The 17,025-nt window shown below is 70.1% G+C and carries 17 protein-coding genes; 11 read left to right on the top strand and 6 right to left on the bottom strand.

Annotated elements, in window-relative coordinates:
* Positions 1 to 32 precede the first annotated feature (32 nt).
* The 3 genes from ACZ1DY_RS01950 to ACZ1DY_RS01940 all read right to left on the bottom strand — a co-directional run bounded on the left by ACZ1DY_RS01950 (position 33) and on the right by ACZ1DY_RS01940 (position 1,777).
* Positions 33 to 794 carry a sulfite exporter TauE/SafE family protein gene (locus ACZ1DY_RS01950; protein ID WP_126732384.1) on the bottom strand — a complete coding sequence of 254 codons (762 nt, stop codon included), beginning with the start codon at positions 792 to 794 and terminating at the stop codon, positions 33 to 35.
* Between the two features lie 218 nt (positions 795 to 1,012).
* Positions 1,013 to 1,141 carry a VOC family protein gene (locus tag ACZ1DY_RS01945; protein WP_465483454.1) on the bottom strand — a complete coding sequence of 43 codons (129 nt, stop codon included), beginning with the start codon at positions 1,139 to 1,141 and terminating at the stop codon, positions 1,013 to 1,015.
* Positions 1,142 to 1,150: 9 nt separating this feature from the next.
* Positions 1,151 to 1,777 (bottom strand): GNAT family N-acetyltransferase, encoded by a 627-nt coding sequence (locus ACZ1DY_RS01940; RefSeq protein WP_126732577.1) that lies wholly within the window; start codon positions 1,775 to 1,777, stop codon positions 1,151 to 1,153.
* Between the two features lie 75 nt (positions 1,778 to 1,852).
* Between ACZ1DY_RS01940 and ACZ1DY_RS01935 the strand changes: the two genes are divergently transcribed.
* On the top strand, positions 1,853 to 2,545 hold the full coding sequence (locus ACZ1DY_RS01935; protein ID WP_257483749.1) for a FadR/GntR family transcriptional regulator: 693 nt from the start codon (positions 1,853 to 1,855) through the stop codon (positions 2,543 to 2,545).
* Positions 2,546 to 2,622: 77 nt separating this feature from the next.
* On the top strand, positions 2,623 to 3,438 hold the full coding sequence (locus ACZ1DY_RS01930; RefSeq protein ID WP_465483453.1) for a class I SAM-dependent methyltransferase: 816 nt from the start codon (positions 2,623 to 2,625) through the stop codon (positions 3,436 to 3,438).
* Positions 3,439 to 3,445: 7 nt separating this feature from the next.
* Here the strand turns inward: ACZ1DY_RS01930 and ACZ1DY_RS01925 are convergent, their stop codons facing one another.
* Complete coding sequence (locus tag ACZ1DY_RS01925; RefSeq protein WP_126732387.1) at positions 3,446 to 3,946, bottom strand: FBP domain-containing protein; 501 nt, start codon at positions 3,944 to 3,946, stop codon at positions 3,446 to 3,448.
* Between the two features lie 84 nt (positions 3,947 to 4,030).
* Here ACZ1DY_RS01925 and ACZ1DY_RS01920 point away from each other — a divergent pair, with 84 nt between their 5' ends.
* Positions 4,031 to 5,515, top strand: a complete 1,485-nt coding sequence (locus ACZ1DY_RS01920; RefSeq protein ID WP_257489857.1) for an adenylate/guanylate cyclase domain-containing protein — start codon at positions 4,031 to 4,033, stop codon at positions 5,513 to 5,515.
* On the opposite strand, the gene ACZ1DY_RS01915 is transcribed toward ACZ1DY_RS01920, so the two are convergent.
* A complete protein-coding gene (locus ACZ1DY_RS01915; RefSeq protein ID WP_465483452.1) occupies positions 5,502 to 6,500 on the bottom strand; it encodes a beta-ketoacyl-ACP synthase III in 999 nt (332 codons plus the stop codon). The two genes, ACZ1DY_RS01920 and ACZ1DY_RS01915, sit on opposite strands and share 14 nt — an antisense overlap.
* Before the next feature lie 225 nt (positions 6,501 to 6,725).
* Here ACZ1DY_RS01915 and ACZ1DY_RS01910 point away from each other — a divergent pair, with 225 nt between their 5' ends.
* Positions 6,726 to 7,199 (top strand): Lrp/AsnC family transcriptional regulator, encoded by a 474-nt coding sequence (locus ACZ1DY_RS01910; RefSeq protein WP_125679070.1) that lies wholly within the window; start codon positions 6,726 to 6,728, stop codon positions 7,197 to 7,199.
* A gap of 205 nt (positions 7,200 to 7,404) precedes the next feature.
* Positions 7,405 to 7,809: an SsgA family sporulation/cell division regulator gene (locus ACZ1DY_RS01905; protein ID WP_034319994.1), complete on the top strand. Its 405-nt coding sequence runs from the start codon at positions 7,405 to 7,407 to the stop codon at positions 7,807 to 7,809.
* Between the two features lie 101 nt (positions 7,810 to 7,910).
* Here the strand turns inward: ACZ1DY_RS01905 and ACZ1DY_RS01900 are convergent, their stop codons facing one another.
* Positions 7,911 to 9,005 carry a S1 family peptidase gene (locus tag ACZ1DY_RS01900; protein ID WP_465483451.1) on the bottom strand — a complete coding sequence of 365 codons (1,095 nt, stop codon included), beginning with the start codon at positions 9,003 to 9,005 and terminating at the stop codon, positions 7,911 to 7,913.
* Positions 9,006 to 9,479: 474 nt separating this feature from the next.
* On the opposite strand from ACZ1DY_RS01900, the gene ACZ1DY_RS01895 reads away from it, so the two are divergent.
* The 6 genes from ACZ1DY_RS01895 to ACZ1DY_RS01870 all read left to right on the top strand — a co-directional run bounded on the left by ACZ1DY_RS01895 (position 9,480) and on the right by ACZ1DY_RS01870 (position 17,000).
* Positions 9,480 to 12,407, top strand: coding sequence for a helix-turn-helix transcriptional regulator (locus tag ACZ1DY_RS01895; protein WP_257483745.1), 2,928 nt, complete (start codon positions 9,480 to 9,482; stop codon positions 12,405 to 12,407).
* A 477-nt stretch (positions 12,408 to 12,884) separates the two neighbouring features.
* Positions 12,885 to 13,736: an ESX secretion-associated protein EspG gene (locus ACZ1DY_RS01890; RefSeq protein ID WP_257483744.1), complete on the top strand. Its 852-nt coding sequence runs from the start codon at positions 12,885 to 12,887 to the stop codon at positions 13,734 to 13,736.
* Positions 13,737 to 13,765: 29 nt separating this feature from the next.
* The gene (locus ACZ1DY_RS01885; protein ID WP_257483743.1) at positions 13,766 to 14,176 is read left to right on the top strand and encodes a hypothetical protein; all 411 of its coding nucleotides are present in this window, start codon (positions 13,766 to 13,768) and stop codon (positions 14,174 to 14,176) included.
* Positions 14,177 to 14,188: 12 nt separating this feature from the next.
* Positions 14,189 to 16,165 (top strand): hypothetical protein, encoded by a 1,977-nt coding sequence (locus ACZ1DY_RS01880; protein ID WP_465483450.1) that lies wholly within the window; start codon positions 14,189 to 14,191, stop codon positions 16,163 to 16,165.
* On the top strand, positions 16,162 to 16,491 hold the full coding sequence (locus ACZ1DY_RS01875; RefSeq protein WP_257483741.1) for an ESX-1 secretion-associated protein: 330 nt from the start codon (positions 16,162 to 16,164) through the stop codon (positions 16,489 to 16,491). The genes ACZ1DY_RS01880 and ACZ1DY_RS01875 overlap by 4 nt, the downstream gene beginning before the upstream one ends.
* Positions 16,488 to 17,000, top strand: a complete 513-nt coding sequence (locus ACZ1DY_RS01870; RefSeq protein WP_257483740.1) for a YbaB/EbfC family nucleoid-associated protein — start codon at positions 16,488 to 16,490, stop codon at positions 16,998 to 17,000. Before ACZ1DY_RS01875 ends, ACZ1DY_RS01870 begins: the two co-directional genes overlap by 4 nt.
* The last annotated feature ends 25 nt before the right edge of the window (positions 17,001 to 17,025 follow it).

The raw sequence follows: 17,025 nt of genomic DNA, 5'->3' as shown, positions 1-17,025 counted from the left end.
CCGCAGTTAGTCGGCTGAACGCGGGCCGTTCGCTACTTGAGGAGCAGCTGCACCATCGCGGCGAGACCGATCACGACGATGACGCCGCGCAGCACCTTCGGCGAGAGCTTGCGGCCGATCTTCGCGCCGATCTGGCCGCCGATCGTGGACCCGACCGCGAGCAGCGCGACCACGGGCCAGCTGACCGGCGCGATGAAGGCGTAGATCGCACCCGCGACGATGTTCACGACCGCCGACAGGGCGTTCTTGACGCCGTTGAGCCGTTGCAGCGACTCCGACATCAGCATCCCCATCACGGCCATCATCATCACGCCCTGCGCGGCCGTGAAGTATCCGCCGTAGATGCCGATCAGGAAGATCAGGAACAGCAGGAGCGGCCCGATCTTGTGGACCGTCCCGTTCTCCTCGCGGCGCTTCGCGACCCAGGCGGCCACTCGCGGCTGGACGATCACGAGTACCACCGCGAGGCCGACCAGCGCCGGTACGACGGTCTCGAAGGCGTCCTTAGGCAGCGAGAGCAGCAGGATCGTCCCGCAGATCGCGCCGAGGAACGACGCCACCGCGAGTTTGGCGACCTGGGGCCAGTAGCCCCTGAGCTCCTCCCGGTAGCCGATCGCCCCGCTGACCGTGCCGGGAGCGAGGCCGATCGCGTTGGACGTCGTCGCCGTCAGCGGCGAGTAGCCGAGGGCGACGAGAACCGGGAAGGTCACCAGCGTGCCCGAGCCGACGACCGTGTTGATGGTGCCCGCCCAGAGCCCCGCGACGAAGATCACGACAGCGTGCCACCACGTCATAAAGCGCTCACGTCCGCACCCTAAGCACCGTTACCTCCTTTCGCGCTCCGGATGTGTCTAGTCGAACATTCAACGAGCCCGTTATGTCTCGTTCGACGGGAAGACGCGGAACTCGTTGCCTTCGGGGCCCTCGACGTCTCCGCCCGCACGAGCCTCCGCCCCGGGCGGCGACCAGCTCGGCCGTGGAGCCGAAGACGTCGATGTGCATACGGGGTTCTTCACGGTCTTCGCTTCGGCCACTCCACCGGCCGCTCGTCGCGGTGTCGCCGGACGTAGCCCATCGCGGCGCACCACCAGTCCGCGAGGGCCTGGTGGTCGTTCGCGTCGAGACGGATGTCCTTGAACACCGCCGCCGTTCAGTTCTCCTCCGGGAGATGGGCCGCGGTGATCTCCGCGGCGACCGTCCAGCCGAGCGCCAGGTACAACGCGCGGCCCTCCTCCGTCGCGACCAGGACCGCTCGCTCCGCCCCGGCGGCGACCGCCACCTCGTCGAGCCTGCGCATGACGAATCTGCCCAGCCCTCGCCGCTGGTGCTCGGGCTCCGTCACGACCTGGTCGATCACCGCCGTGCCGCCGGCGATCGCGACCCGGCCCGTGGCTGCGCGTGAACCGTCCGGCGCGCGCACCACCACGTCGGTGACGACGCCGTCGCCGACCAGCTCCGCCCGGTACGGCTCGGGCGCGGCCATCACGGGCCGCAGCGCTATCGGGGCGCTCATCAGGTACTCCGGCGGGCCGACCTCCCACTCCGGCGGCACCGTCTTCGCCACCTCGTCCCGCGATCCGCTCACCTTCAACCACGTTCCGGGCTCGTGCAGCGAACGCGCCCGGCGCTCGACCGATCCGGCGTCCGCCAGCACATAGCGCACGCGATGCCCCGGCCGCCCGACGTCGAGCCGGTAGCCGTCCGGCTCGGCGACCGGGAGCCCGACGCCGCGCGAAAGCGCCCAGCCGTGCACCCAGGCCTTGATCAGTCCCGCCACCCCAGTCATCCCCGGATGATGACACCCCGCACCGACAATTCCGGGCGTTCCGCCGGACCTGCGAGGATGGCACCCGTGGCGGACGGCGAGCGCGAACAGGTGTGGAGTGCGACGGTCGATCATCTGCGCACGATGATCGACTCGGGCAGGCTCCCCGCCGGATCGAGACTGCCCGCCGAACGGGCGCTCTGCGAGCAGCTCGGCATCAGCCGCGGCTCGCTGCGGCAGGCGTTGCGGGTGCTGGATTCCATCGGTTACGTGCAGGTGCGGCCGGGCTCGGGGACCTACGTCCGCGAGAACCTCGACGAGCAGCCCTTGCGCGGCTGGTTCTCCGAGCACGAGCAACTGGTCGAGAAGCTGTTCGACCTGCGGACCACCGTCGAGCCGACGCTGGCCGAGCGGCTCGCGCTCGACCACACGCCACGGGTGCTCGAACGGCTGGCGGGCACCGTCGAGGAGATGGACCGGGCCGCGGCCGACGGCGACATGCTGCGCGTGATCGCGGCCGACGCCGAATTCCACCGGGTGATCGCGGAGAACGCGGGCAACGACGACGTCACCGATCTGCTGCGTTCGGTGCTGTCGCTGGTCGGCGAGGAGCGGCGGGCGGCGCTGCGGCTTCCGGGGCAGATCCGGAAGGCCGTCGACGAGCATCGCGCGATCCTCGAGGCGATCCGCGGTTCGGACGCGGCGGCCGCGCGGGAGATCACCCTGAGGCATCTGCTCGACGCCAAGACCTACGTCCACGACTACACGACGCGGGATTGACGCTTCCTTGATGGCGCGAACACCCTCGCGCGAGTATTGTTTTCAGAAGTTTGTAAAACTTCTGACGGGGGTGTGTGGTGGAGAAGGTCCGGTTCACCGAAGAAAAGGCGACCATGCTCGCCACGCTGTACGGCCGGGCGCTCGACGCCCGCAGTGATCGGCCGATCCTCGGCGACAAGGCCGCCGACGAGGCCGTCAAGCAGATCGACTACGACTTCGCTTCACTCGGCGTGAACGCCGACATGGGACTGACCGTCGCGATGCGGGCCAAGCCGATGGACGAGTGGGCCGCGTCGTTCCTCCGGGAGCACCCGGACGCGACCGTCGTCCAGCTCGGCTGCGGGATGGACAGCCGCGTGTACCGCGTCGACCCGCCGCCTTCGGTGCGGTGGTTCGACGTCGACTACCCCGACGTCGTCGATCTGCGCGCCCGGATCTACCCCGAACGGGACGGATACCGGACCATCGGCTCGTCCGTGACGGATTTCGGCTGGCTCGACGAGATCCCGTCGGACAAACCCGGTCTGGTGATCGCCGAAGGGCTGACGATGTACCTGCGGCCGTCCGAAGGCGAGGAACTGCTGCGACGGCTGATCGCGCATTTCCCGCAGGGCGGCGAAATGGTCTTCGACATCTTCAGCACGCTGGGGATCAAGCTGCAGAAGCTGAACCCCGTGGTCCGCAAGGCCAAGGCGACGCTGTACTGGGGTATCGACGAGATCTCCGAACTGGAACGGCTCGGCTTGACGCTGGTCTCGAAGCTCGACTCGACGGATTACGCGACGCCCGAAGTGAAGGCGCGGATCTCGCCGTCGATGCGGGCGCAGCTGTGGTTCGCGGGGCTGTTCCCGGCGTTCAAGAAGATGGGGCGGATCCTGCGGATGCGGTTCTGAAAGCGGGTCAGCGGGACTCCAGCACCCGCTCGACGAACCGGTGCAGCTTGTCCTCCAGCCGGAAGACGCGTTCCTCCAGCGTCAAGGATTCGAACGGCTGCGGCACGTCCGACTTCAGCTCGCCGCGGATGTACTGGCTGCACGCCAGATTCGCGCACGCGTAGATGCCGAGCGTGTTGCCCTCCCGGCCGGATTTCCCGGCGCGGCGGCCGGAGAACAGCGCGATGTCGGACAGCGGATGTGTCGTCGTGCACAGGCCGCACATGTTGCTCAGCAGGACACGGCCCTTCGGCCGGGGAGCGGCGCGAAGGGACAGTCCGACGGTTTCGCCGCGGTACGGCAGCACGAGATACGCCCGGGAGGCGGCCTTCGGATCGCGCCAGCCGAGGAATTCCCTGTTCTCCCAAGGGATCTCTTCGGGCCGGGCGGGTAGCGTGACCCCCTTGGCCTCGCCTCGGGTGCAGTTCACGAAGGACGCCCTGATCTCGTCCTGGCCCAGCGGTTCCATACCCGCACGGTAACCACCGCACCCGAGAACGGGCGAACCGTTTTCCGCCGGAGGTCATACGATCACCGGGTGCGCGGGATGACGATGTCGAGCCGGTTCCGGCTGGTGCTCCGGACCAGTCTCGGCTTCGCCGCGCTCGGCGTCGGATCCAGTGTGTGCGGCGCCGGAGTGGTCGCGTTGCTGCTGCTCCTGCAGGGCCTGCCGAGCGAGGTCGGCGATCGCGGCTGGATCCTCAGCGTCACCGCGGCCGGCATCGTCGCGCTGGCGCTGGTCGTCGGCACCTTGTGGACGGCTTGGCTCCAGCGGCGCACGGCGGTCTGGTTCGTGTTCGGCCGCCCGCCGACGAAGGCCGAGGCCGAGCGGGCGCTCCGGCTCCCGATCGACATGGGGATCGTCAGCGGGACGCTCTGGCTGATCGGCACGATCGTGCTCGGCGCGCTCGCGCGGGTGCTCGGGTCCTGGATGGACGCGCTCGGGATGGCGCTGGTGATCGGGCTCGGCGGGCTGACCACGGTCGGCCTCACCTATCTCGCCGCCGAATGGGTCGCGCGGCCGGTGATGACGATCGCGCTCAAGGTGACCCCGCCGAAGGGGACGCTCAAGGTCACCGTGCTGACCAGGGTGGTCGTCACCTGGTCACTGGCGAGCGGCGTCCCGTTCCTCGGGGTCCTGCTGGTGGCCACGCCGCCGGATCTCGGCCAGGGCGACCACGTCGCGAGCCTGATCATGATCTCGGTGATCGGGCTGGCCGTCGGCGCGATCGGGACGGGCCTGCTCGCGAAGGCCGTCGCGACGCCGCTGCACCGGCTGCGGGTCGCCCTCGACGAGATCGCGCGCGGCAACAAGGAGATCGTGGTCGAGGTCGACGACTCCAGCGAGATCGGCCTGCTCCAGACGTCGGTCAACGACCTTGCCGCCGGGCTCCGCGAGCAGGAACGCATGCGGGATCTCTTCGGCAGGCACGTGGGGGACGAGGTCGCGCGGCACGCGTTGGAGTACGGCGCCTCCCTGTCGGGCGACGTGCGCGAGGTGACGGCGTTGTTCGTCGACGTCGTCGATTCGACGGCCTTGGCGAGCCGCACCCCGCCCGAAGACCTGGTGAAGATGCTCAACCGGTTCTTCACCAGCGTGGTGAACGCGGTCGGCGCGCGCGGCGGGCTGGTCAACAAGTTCCAGGGTGACGCCGCGCTCTGCGTCTTCGGCGCCCCGACCAGGCTCGCGGACGCGCCGACGGCGGCCCTTTCGGCCGCGCGGGCCATTCGGGACGCCGTGCAGGAGACCGGTGAGCTGGACCTCGGCATCGGTGTCGCGAGCGGGCGGGTGTTCGCCGGTCAGCTGGGGACCAGCAGCCGGTTCGAGTACACCGTCATCGGCGACGCGGTGAACGAGGCCGCGCGCCTGACCGAGGATGCGAAATCCGCCGACGGCCGGATCCTGGCGAGCGAGGCGGTGCTCAAGGCCGCGCTGGAGAGCGAGCGCGCGCACTGGAAGCCGTACGCGGAACTCGAGCTGCGCGGCCGCCAGGAGCCGACGCACGCCTGGGAGGCGAGCGTGCTCAGCCCGGAATGACGTCCGGCCAGCGCAGCAGCGTCGAACCCCAGGTCAGCCCCGCGCCGAAGGCTCCCATCACGACGCGGTGCCCCGGCTGGAGCGCGCCTTCCTTGGCCGCGTCGGCCAGCGCGATCGGGATCGACGCGGCGCTCGTGTTGCCCACCTTCTCGATGTTCGAGTACATCACGTCCTCCGCGAGCCCGAGCTGCTTCGCACAGGTCTGCAGGATGCGGATGTTCGCCTGGTGCCCGATGAACCGGTCGATGTCGCCGACCGCCCAGCCCGCGGAGTCCAGTACCGCGCGCGCCGATTCGGCCATGCGGGCGCAGGCGTGCCGGAAGACGGTCTGGCCCTGCATCACCAGGTAGTGGTCGCGCGGATCGTCCGACCTGCGGTTCTTCGCGCCGCCGGCCTCGACCCAGAGCAGCTCCGCGAGCGCGCCTTCGCTGTGCAGGTCGAACGGGCCGAGCGCGCCGAGCTCGTCCGGGTCGCCCGCGCGCAGCAGGACCGCGCCCGCGCCGTCGCCGAAGATCGGCACCGTGCCGCGGTCTTCGGGGTCGACGAGGGAGGTGAAGACGTCGGCGCCGATCACCAGCACGCGGCGCGCGATCCCGGCGGCGATCAGCCCGGCGCCGGTGGCGAGCCCGTAGACGAACCCGCTGCACACGGCGTTGACGTCGAACGCGGCGACACCGTTCAGCCCGAGCTCGGTCGCCACCTGCGGCGCGCTGGCCGGGCACAGCTGGTCGGCCGTGGACGTCGCGAGCACGACGGCGTCCGCCTTGGTCTCCCCCGCCGACACCAGCGCCCGGCGGCCTGCCTCGACCGCGAGGTCCACAGTGGACGTTCCGGGGTCGACGACCCGGCGTTCGGCGATGCCGGTCCGCGAGCGGATCCACTCATCGGAGGTGTCCAGCCGCTGGGCGATCTCCTCGTTGCCCACCACGCGCGGAGGCAGCCATGAGCCGAGACCGGCGAGAACGGCGGCCTGAGATGAGGGCACCAAGGAATCCTTTCGCGGGGAAATGAGAGGTCTGCCATTCACTTGTAAGCGCTACCATTCAGTAGACCCGTCAGTTGTGTTCCGGGTCACAATTCAAAGAATTCTCATCTTCTTTCCGGGAGTGACCGGGCACACGGGCCGAGCACCCGAACGGGTGACGCACACCGCGTCGTGGCGCGGCCGGAGAACGGGCGCCCCGGAGAGCCCTCCGGCTAGCCTGACCTGGTGCACACACCCGACCTCGACCGCATGGACGTCGCCATCCTCGCCTGCCTCCAGTCCGACGCCCGCACGATCGCCGAGCACATCGGCGCGAAGGTGGGCCTGTCGGCGGCCGCCGTGCAGCGGCGGATCAAGCGGCTGCGGGAGACCGGGGTGATCGAACGCGAGGTGGCGGTGCTGTCCCCGCGGGCGCTCGGGCTGTCGATGACGTTCGTGGTGATGGTCGAGATGGAACGTGAGAACCTCGCGGTCCTCGACGGGTTCCGGCGTCAGGTGCTCGCGGACGACAACGTCCAGCAGTGTTACTACGTCACCGGCAACGCGGACTTCGTGCTCGTGGTGACCTGCCGGGACATGGCGGATTTCGAGACGTTCACGCGGCGGATGTTCTTCGACAACCCGAACGTGCGGCACTTCACGACGTCGGTGGCGATGGACCGGGTCAAGACGGGACTGACGCTGCCGCTGGAGCCCTGAGGGTCCAAAAAGGACTACGCGACCTCGTCACCACGGGTATCCGCCCGGACGCAAGGGGTCTGTGCCGGGCGTTACACCACTATGGACAGATGCAGCCGATAGCGTGAACGTCGTCGCAGTCGCGTCATCCGGCGCTGGTCCGGCCATCTCCTCCCCGAGACGAAAAGTTCGCGCCGCGCGAACCACGAGCACCAGAGGAGTGGCCGTGCACACCGACGCAATTCACCAGAGCCAGTTCGTTCTGCTGAACAACAGCAGCACGCCCGTCCTTTCCCGCCTGTCCTTCCACGCCGGCGAGCCGTTCGCGGTCACCGTGTCGTTCCGGACGGAGCGCGGCCGGTGGGTCGAGTGGACCTTCGCGCGTGAGCTGCTCGTCACCGGCCTCACCGACCCCGCCGGGCTCGGCGACGTCCGCGTCCGCCCCGACCTCTCGGAGGACGAGGCGCTGCTGACGCTCGAAATCGAGTCACCCGACGGTTACGCGTCGTTCGAGCTCGAACGCGAGGACGTCGAGACGTTCCTCGAGTCCACGTACGAGCTCGTCCCGCTCGGCTCCGAGAGCGAGCACTTCGACGTCGAGGCGCTGATCGAGGAGATCAGCAACGTCTGAGACTTTCCCGCGGCAAGAAGACGAAGGGCGGCCCGAGTGCGCTGGAGGCACTCGGTCCGCCCTTCGTCCTGTTCACGGTCCCCCATCGACCGGGGCTGAGGTCAGCCGAGGACCAGGGAGGTCCCGGTCGCGGACAACGCCGGCCGCACCGGGAAGAAGTACGTCACCGAGCTGTTGCCACCGGACAACATGCCCTGGGCCTGGTTGCCCGCGATGAACGAACCGCCGGAGTCGCCCGCCTGCGAGCGGACGTTGGTGGCGGTCATGCCGTAGACCGTGCCCTCGGCGTAGCGGACGGTCTGGTTCTTGGCGCCGACGGTGCCGCAGGTCCAGCCGGTGGTCGAGCCGGACTTGCAGACCGACGCGCCGGTGGCCGCCTCGGCCGAGCCGCTCACGCGGGTGCCGTTGTTGATGACCCCGCGCGGCACCCAGTTGCTGTTGACCCGGACGTGGCCGTAGTCGTTCCCGGGGAAGCTGGCGCGGGCGAACGAGCCCATCGCGACCCGGTTGTAGCCGGTCACCGTGCCGGGGCCGCAGTGGCCGGCGGTGAGGAACCCGCCGTTGACCGAGAAGCCGATCGAGCAGCGCGAGGAGCTGTTGATGTAGTAGGCGTCGCCACCGCGGACGTCGTACTTCAGGGTCGGCACCGAAGTGGTCTCGACCACCGCGACGGCGGCCTTGTCCACCTTGGTCTTCTCCAGGTACGAGTCGACGACGCCGCTCTTGCCCGGCAGGACGTTCACCGTGACGCGGTTGGTCTTGGTGTCGACACCCCATCCGGTGATCGCGCCGTCCGCAGCGCGCTCACCGGCGTTCAGTTTGTCCACAGTGGAATCGAGCTGGGCCGCCGAGAACCGGACGAGTTCCGCTTCCGCGCCGCTGGCGAGGACCTGGCCCAGTTTCGCCGCGTCCGTGACGCCGACGCGGAGCTTGCCGGTGGCCTCGTTGTAGCTCGCGCCGCCGAAGCTGCCGGCGAGCGCCGAGGCGAGTGACTGTTCGAGCGCGCCTGCGGCCGTCTCGCTCTGGATCCGGGCGAGCGCCTGATCGGCGGTCAGGCCGAGGTCCCGTTGCAGGGCGGGAACCATCTCGGCGTTGAGAAGATTGTCCGAGGACGCTGCCGCGGGGGTACCCGTGACGAGCGCGCCGGTGGCCAGTGCTGCCGTGGCGGCCACACCGAGGAGCTTCGTGATCTTCATGCTTCTCCCTCGTCATCACGCACGGCTCCGGTTCGCCATGCGATGTCCCTCCCCTGACGGGTGAGCGTTCTCGGCTCGGACGAAGGGCGCAATCCGGGTCGACGCGGGATAGGTATACCCATTCTTCGGAACACGAATCCCCCTGCTCCAGGGGCGGCCACCTAGAGCAGGCACCCGGACGGGGCCGTCCGTAAGTAGGGTTTCGAGGCAAATACCTTGCGTAGTCATGGCCACCCCCTGAACGTGGGATGACTCGCTGAATCGGGTTGGTCGCCGACGTTTCGGGTGTCCGGTGATTTTCCAACCGACGATCCGTCAGCCAACCGGTGACGCTGCGTCCCCGAACGGCCTCGGGGGGTGCCCATGGTGTCCGTGTTGGGTGGTTTACGACCGAGTAGGCAGTGCTTAGGCTCCGCAGGACAACGCACAAGATCGTGTCGGGCTCAGCGGGAACTCCCCACCGAGGAGCGCATGATGTGGCTTGCCACCCCTCGCCCGACCTCGGTTTCGGTCCGCGCCGGATCGACGGCGCTCGTGGGCCGCGACGTCGAGGTCTCGGCGATCGTGAAGATCCTGCTGCGCCGTCCCGCCGCCGTGCTGATCGAAGGCGAACCCGGGATGGGCCGCAGCAGGCTGCTCGAAGAGCTGGCCGGGCGCCGCGAGTTCGCGCCGGGCCGGGTACTGAAGGGTGCCTGCCAGCCGATGCGCGAACCGTTCCCGTTCGGGCCGGTGCTCGAAGCGCTGCGTTCGGCGGGCGACCGGCCGCTCGGTCCGCTCAGCCCGGTCGCCGGGGTGCTGAGACCCTTGCTGCCCGAACTGGCGGAAAGCCTTCCGCCCCAACCGGAACCACTCGCCGACCCGTGCGCCGAACGGCACCGCCAGTTCCGCGCCGTCCGCGAACTCCTGATCGCCTGCGGGCCGGCGCTCGTCCTGATCGACGACCTCCAATGGGCCGACGAGGGCACCCGCGACCTCATGCGCTTCCTCGCCGCGGCCATGCCCCCCGAACTGGCCGTCGTCGCGGCGTACCGGACCGGCTCGCCGTCGGGACACGGCGGCGCGGGCATCCCGTTCCGCACCCCGCCGAACGTCCAGACCGCCCGCGTGACGCTGGGCCCGCTGGACGTCGAGGCCGTCGGGAAGCTGGCCGAGGAACTGCTGGACCTGCCGCGGGTTTCCGCGCCGTTCACCGCGAAACTCCACGAAAGCACCGCCGGCATCCCGTTCGTGGTCGAGGAGACCCTGCGGGCGCTGCGGGACGCGGCCGGCCGCCTGCCGATCGGCGAAGTGCTGAGCGATCGGCTGCTGGAGAGCCTCGAAGTCCCGATCTCCCTGCGTGAGGCCATCACCGAACGGCTCGACGCGCTCCCCGGCCCCGCCGTCCGGCTGGCCCGCGCGGCGGCGGTGCTCGCCGTCCCGTCCGAGCCCGCGGTGATCGGCGAACTCGCCGGGCTCGACGGCGACGCGCTCCGCGCCGCCCTTTTGTCCACTTTGGATGGTGGGGTCCTCGGCGAACTCGGCGGCGACCGCTACGGCTTCCGGCATCCGTTGGCTCGCAAGGCCGTCTACGACACGGTGAGCGGCCCGGAGCGCGGCCTGCTGCATTCGCGCGCCATCCAGGTGCTGGCCGACCAGCCGGTCCCGCCGCTCACCCTGCTGGCGAACCACTCGCGCGCGGCGGGGCGGACGGAACAGTGGCGCCACTACGCCGAAGCCGCCGCCGACGAGGCCATCGCCCACGGAGACACGTCACGGGCCATCGACCTGCTCCAGTCCGTGCTCGCCGACGCGGGGCTCGGCGAGGACGACATCGCCCGGCTGGCCACGAAGCTCAGCCAGGTCGCGCTGCGCGGGTTCCGCCCGGACGTCATCGAGACGCTGGAGCGGATCCTCGAAGACCTCACCGACCTGCGCCCGAGCGTGCGCGGAACCATCAGGCTCAGCCTCGGGATGCTGCTGGTCCGCACGATCGGGCGCCTCGGCCGCGGGCGGGTCGAGGTGGAGAAGGCGATCACCGAGCTGGTCGACGAGCCCGAGCTGGCCGCGCGCGGGATCAACCTGCTCGCCCAGCCGATCGACGGGCTGACCCCGTTGTCGTGGCACGAGGTCTGGATGGAGCGGGCCCGCGAGGTCTTCGGCCGGATCGAAGACCCGGAACTGCGGCTCGCGCTGCTCGGCGACCGGATCTCCACCCAGGCGCATATCGGCGACGGATCGGCCTGGGCCGAGTTCACCGCGCTGCCGGACCAGGCGGGCAGCGTCGCCGAACGGGTCCAGCTGGCGCGGCTGTGGTGCAACCTCGCCGACGCGCAGTCCTGGGCCGGCCATCTGACCAGGGCGGAAAAGCTGGTCACGGAGGGGATCCGCCGCGCGACCGACGCCGGGGCGCTCTACGCCGCCGGGCTCGCGCAGGGCACCCGGGTCCGGCTCGACTGGGTGCGCGGTGACTGGTCCGGCCTCGCGGAGGCCACCGAACAGCTGCGCGACGCCTACCCCGACCTCGGCCCGATCGTCATGGAGTGCTCGCTCGTCCTCGGTGGTTTGTCCGCCGTTCGCGGGGAATTCGCCGCCGCGCAACGACATCTGACCGCGGCGAGCGTCCACGCCCCGGAGCACGGGCCCATCCCGGTCGTCCTTTCGGCCGCGGGCGTCCTGATCCGGGTGCTCCTGGCGACGGACGACGTCGACGGCGCGTGCGCGGCGGCCGACAACGCCGTCGCGGCGGCCCGGCGCAAGGGCGTCTGGGTGTGGGCGGCCGCGCTGGTCCCCGCCGCGGCCGAGGCGTACACGCGGGCCGGGCGCTGGTCGGAGGCGGACGCCGTGGTCGAGGAATTCGCCCGCGGGATCGACGGCAAGGACTCGCCGGTCTCCCGGGTCGCGCTGCTCGCCGGCCGGGCGATCCTGCTCGACGCGCGCGGCAAACATCCCGCCGCGGCAACGGTTTTCGACGAGGCCGCGGCGGGCTACGAGGCGCTGCCGATGCCGTATCAGGCGATCGGCGCCCGGGAGCGGGCGGCCCTTTCCCGGCTCAACGCGGGCCGTCACACCGCGGGCGACCGCAAGGCGATCGAGGAGCTCACCGCGGCCGCGGAGGCCTACGAGCGGCTCGGCGCGACCAGGGACGCGGGCCGCTGCCGTCACCAGCTGCGGGAACACGGCGCGTGGGCACCCTCGCAGCGCGGGCGGCGCGGCTACGGCCAGGAGCTTTCGCCCCGGGAGCTCGAGGTCGCGCGAATGCTTTCCGACGGACGGACGAACCGGGAGATAGCGGACGGATTGTTCCTCTCCCCACGTACGGTCGAGCAGCATGTGGCCAAGGTGCTGCGGAAACTCGGGGCCCGGTCGCGGACGGACGTGGCCCGCCGGATGACGACCTACGCGCCCGCTTCGGCAGGCCGCTGAGGAAACGTCCCCTGTGGACAGTCGTCACTGGTGAGTCCCGGCCCGGCGGGGGGGGTCGCGAAAGCCACTTTCGCAACCATCAACGTTGTGAAAGTGGCTTTCCCAACGCCGGCCCCGCAAGCAAGGCTCCCAGGAACCAACGACAGAGCGGCGGCCCGCTTGCGCTCTCGCGACCCGAAGGGCGTGCCCGTGCCCGATGTCGCGAAAGCCACTTTCGGGACATCGGACGTCGCGAAAGTGGCTTTCGCGACACCCCGGCCGGGAGGGGCTCACACCCGCCGGGAGGCCGGCCGAGCAGGCCGTTCACCGTGCCCGCTATTCCTTTAGGGGCAAGAAAAGTGCCCGATCGGGCATGGTGATCCATTCCATCGGGTCCAGCCGTGTCCGTGTGGTTCCGTAGTGTCATGCGCTGTGCTAGTTTGTTTTGGCCATTAACAAAGTCGGGGCTCGGCCCCCGCGAGGGAGTAGCGCAGAAGCATGGCTGAGCGAGCCGATTTCGCGCTGGGGACCGTCGAGGCGACCGTGGTCGGGCAGGCGCTGGGCGTCGACGTCCGGTTGTTTCCGTTGCGTGTCCGCAACACTTCGATCGACCCGGAGCGCTACGCCACGGTCATCCGGAAGGTCTACACCGACCTCGAACAGCGCCGCCTGTCGATCAACGGCGAGCTGAACCAGGCCGTCCGCACCGCGTTCGCGCTGCTGGGGAACCACCGGATCACCGTCTCGATCAACGGCATCGACGGTATCGGCCAGGACATCGCCGTGCTCGCCCTCACCGACGGCAGGCAGGCGCTCGGCATCACCCAGGCCCATGGCGAAGACCTCCTGCAGTTCGCGCTCTTCTCCGACGAAGAGCTGGTCGAGGTCCTCTCCGGGGTGCTGCCGCGGATGCGCCCCGCGTCGACCGGCCGCCGCACGATCGTGCAGAAGGAGGAGCGCGCCGTCTCCGCGATGGCCGCGCGCCGTCAGGCCGAAGCCGAGTTCGACGAGGAGGAGACCGACGCGTTCGGCAACCTCCAGTTCACCGGCGTCGTCCGCGCCCGGCCGGAGGCCCCGGCCCGGCGGTCCGACGAGAGTGACGTCGAGGTCTTGGAGAAGGTGCTGTCCGGGACCCGTCTCGGCGGCGGGTACATCATCGTGAGCGGGATCGGCCGCCGCGGCGAACGGCTCCGGTCGACGCCGCTGAGCTGGCTCGACACCGAAGACGGCCGGTACCTGATCCGGACCGAGACCGACGAAGCCTCCGGCGCCGTGATCGGTCACTACGACCCGGCGAGCCAGTCGGGCGTGGCGAACGCGATCCGGGACGCCATCGCTGACATCTACTGACCCTCCGAACCGGGCGAGAGGATCCTCCGTTGACCGAGGAAGCACAAGCACTGGAGCCGGTGATCGCGGCGCGCAAGGTGGCCTTCGCGAGTGCGCGGCTCAAGGAGATGGCCAAGCAGGGCAGCTTCGCCGTCGACGAGAGCACCGGTCAGGAGATGATCCGTTCACTCCAGGGAGTGATCGACAGTCTCGAAGAGCGCTGGAGCGCGCTGACCAAGCTGCAGAAGACGCCGCCGATGAGCTCCACCGCGACCGCGCGCTGGGTGTCCCAGCACATGCACGGCACCGCGACGGACGCGCAGGGCCTGCTCACTCAGCTCGAGGCCGCGCGCGCCGAATTCCCGACCTACATCGAGGCGATCGAACTCGCCAAGCGGAACTACCGGGAACGCGACGAAGAGAACCAGCGCACCTTGAAGCGGATCGACACCGAGATCTAAGAGGAGAGACCCGTGACGGAATCCGCGGAGAAGACCGCGAAGGTCTCCGATCCCGCTTCCGAGGACTACAACCCGGACGACCCGTTCTACGACGTCACGGCCGATTCGTCGTCGGCCTATTACGTCGGGCCGCTGGCGGACGAGGCCGCGTCCGGCGACGAGATCCGGGCCGGGGCCTCGGCCGGGACGGACCTGCTGTTCAACATCCTCGGCTGGGGCGACACCGCCCTCAACGGCTTCAAGGACATCTTCACGCAGAGGATGTACGAGGGGCAGCTGGAGAAGGCGCGCGAAGGTCTCGACAAGAACCTGGAGCTCCGCCAGCCCGGCGAGCCGCCCTCCACGGTCTGGGCCAACGCCACCCACGAGCAGATGCAGGCCGCGATCGCGGACGACGCGGATCCGGCCGCGGTCGCCGAGACCTCCGAAGAGTGGGTCCGGGCGGGCAACGACCTGGCCACGCACCAGCGCAACCTGGCGAAGGCGATCAACGCGAGCACGGCCAACTGGGAGGGTGCGGGCGGCGACGCGGCCCGCGAACACCTCGCCGGTGTCGGCAAATGGCTCGGCGCGACCGCGAACGGCGCGACGCTGGCCGGGCGGCAGCAGCAGATCCACTCGCAGACCCTCAACGAGACGCAGAAGCTGATGGCGGCGAACCCGCCGGTGGCGTTCAGCGTGCAGGAGGCCAACGCCAACCTGCAGAAGATCACCGACCCGCACGTGTACATGGCGCAGCTCGGGAAGGATCTCTCGACCTTCAAGAAGCAGCAGGACGCGCGGGACCAGGCCGCGAAGGTGATGACCGACTTCGACAGCACGGTCGGCTCGGCGATCGCCACCCCGGCGTTCCCCGCCCCGCCGAAGCTGCCGACGATGCAGGCGGCCAGGCAGGTGCAGGGCACGCCCATCGGCGGTGGCGCGGGTTCGCCCGCCGGCACGCTTCGCGACCGGATGGCGGTCGAAGGTACCGAGGCCATCCCCTTCACCGCGGCCACGGAACGTACGCGCCCGGACGGCCTCGTCGCTTCGATGGACGGCACGCCGCAGGGCGTGACCGGTGGCCCCGGCGGCGTGTCGCCGTTCAACTCGCCGACCGGAGGACCGGGTGGCGGACCCGGTGGACCCGGCGGCGGCCCTGGCGGCTTCCCCGGTGGTGGCGGCCCGGGTAGTGGTGGTCCCGGCTCCAGCCCGGTCATGCCCAACATCGGCGTCCCGAACGGGCCGTCCGGCGGCGAGACCTACAAACCCGCGGCGTCGACGAGCCCCCATCTCCCGAACATGCCCAAGATCGACGACAGCACGCGCACCACGGGCTACACCCCGCCGTCCGTGACGCCGCCGTCGTTCACCCCGCCGAACATCCCCATCCCGGAGAGCGGCGGCCCCCGGCCCGGTGGCGGTCTTCCGTTCACCCCGCCCAACATCCCCATCCCGAACGGGCCCAACAACAGCGGGCCGAGGCCGGTCATGCCGAACATCCCGCCGATGCCGCGTCCCGGCGGGATCGGCGAGCGGCTCACCGGTCCCTCGTTCCCGGACGGCAACTCCTACAAGGGCACGCCGTACAACGCGCCGAAGCTCGGCATGCCGAACCTGCCGAACATCCCCGGCGGTGGTGGCACCGGCGGTACCAGCGGCTTCGGTGGTGGCGGCGGTACCGGCGCCGGCGGCGCGGGTGCCGGCGGTGTCGGTGGCGCCGGCCGGGCGACGGGCTCGCTCGGTATGGGCGGCGCCTTCGGCGCGGGCGCGGTGGACGCCGACGGGGCCGCGGCCCGTGCGGCGGGCTCCGGCGGCAAGCCGGGTACGCCCGGCGGCATGGCCCCGATGGGCGGCATGGCCCCCGCCGCGGGCAAGGGACAGGGCCAGGAGGACAAGGAGCACAAGGTCGCCGACTACGTCGAGTCCGACGACCCGTCCTTCTTCGCCGCCGACGAGGTCGTGGCGCCGCCGGTGATCGGCGACTGGAAGAACAAGGACTGGAAGTGACGGCTTCGTTCGAGGTCGACCCGGACGACCTGACCGCGCACGCGAGCCATCTCGAAGGGCTCGTCGACCGGCTGAACACCGCGCACGGCGCGACCGGTTCGGCGATGTCCGCGGACGCGTACGGCCTGCTGTGCGCGTTCCTGCCGCCGATCGTCAACCCGGCGGGCGAACGCGCGGCGGAGACGATCAAGGCGGCCGCGGAAGGCATCCAGTCGACGGCGGACAACGTCCGCACCGCTGCCAAGTCCTATGTAGACGGTGACAAGACCAACGCGGAACCGTTCAAGGCGGACTTCAAGGCCCTGGACATCGGAGGAAAGCAGTGACCGGCGGGAACGAGCTCGGCGAGCTCATGCTGGACCCCGACGAGGCCCAGCGCAAAATGGACCGATGGGCCGCGGGGCTGGAAGAGAAGGCCCAGCGTTACGCGGCCGCGCAGGAGCGGACGGAGCAGCTGCGGCTGACCGCGTCCAGCTCCGACGGCGCCGTCAAGGTCACCGTCGGGGCGGACGGCGGCGTGACGGACATCGAGTTCGGGAACAAGGCCAGGACGTATCCGCTGGAGGAGCTGTCGCGGCAGATCCTCCAGACCATGCACCAGGCCCAGTCCGGGATCGCGAACCAGGTCGCCGAGGTCATGCAGGAATCGCTCGGCGACGAGGACCAGGAGACCAGGGCGCTGATGATCGGCACCCTGCGCAGCCGCTTCCCCGAGATGGAAGAGGAAGAGTCCCCGGACCCGCCCGCTCCTCCCGCGCCGTCCGCCGATACGCCGCCCGCGCCTCGCGACAAGCGTCACGAAGCGCCGGACGACGAGGAAAACTCGCCCTGGTGAGTTCCTCGTCCCTTGAAACATCAGA

This window comes from Amycolatopsis sp. PSD-21, assembly GCF_055561455.1.
Note: the sequence above shows the minus strand (reverse complement) of the source record. Positions and strands in the feature narration are given on the sequence as shown.

Excerpts from the sequence above, each read along its gene's own strand:
- ACZ1DY_RS01920 (WP_257489857.1), top strand. The coding sequence starts at position 4,031 with ATGTCGAGCCGGTTCCGGCTGGTGCTCCGGACCAGTCTCGGCTTCGCC.
- ACZ1DY_RS01890 (WP_257483744.1), top strand. The coding sequence starts at position 12,885 with ATGGCTGAGCGAGCCGATTTCGCGCTGGGGACCGTCGAGGCGACCGTG.
- ACZ1DY_RS01895 (WP_257483745.1), top strand. The coding sequence starts at position 9,480 with ATGTGGCTTGCCACCCCTCGCCCGACCTCGGTTTCGGTCCGCGCCGGA.
- ACZ1DY_RS01925 (WP_126732387.1), bottom strand. The coding sequence starts at position 3,946 with ATGGAACCGCTGGGCCAGGACGAGATCAGGGCGTCCTTCGTGAACTGC.
- ACZ1DY_RS01900 (WP_465483451.1), bottom strand. The coding sequence starts at position 9,005 with ATGAAGATCACGAAGCTCCTCGGTGTGGCCGCCACGGCAGCACTGGCC.
- ACZ1DY_RS01950 (WP_126732384.1), bottom strand. The coding sequence starts at position 794 with ATGACGTGGTGGCACGCTGTCGTGATCTTCGTCGCGGGGCTCTGGGCG.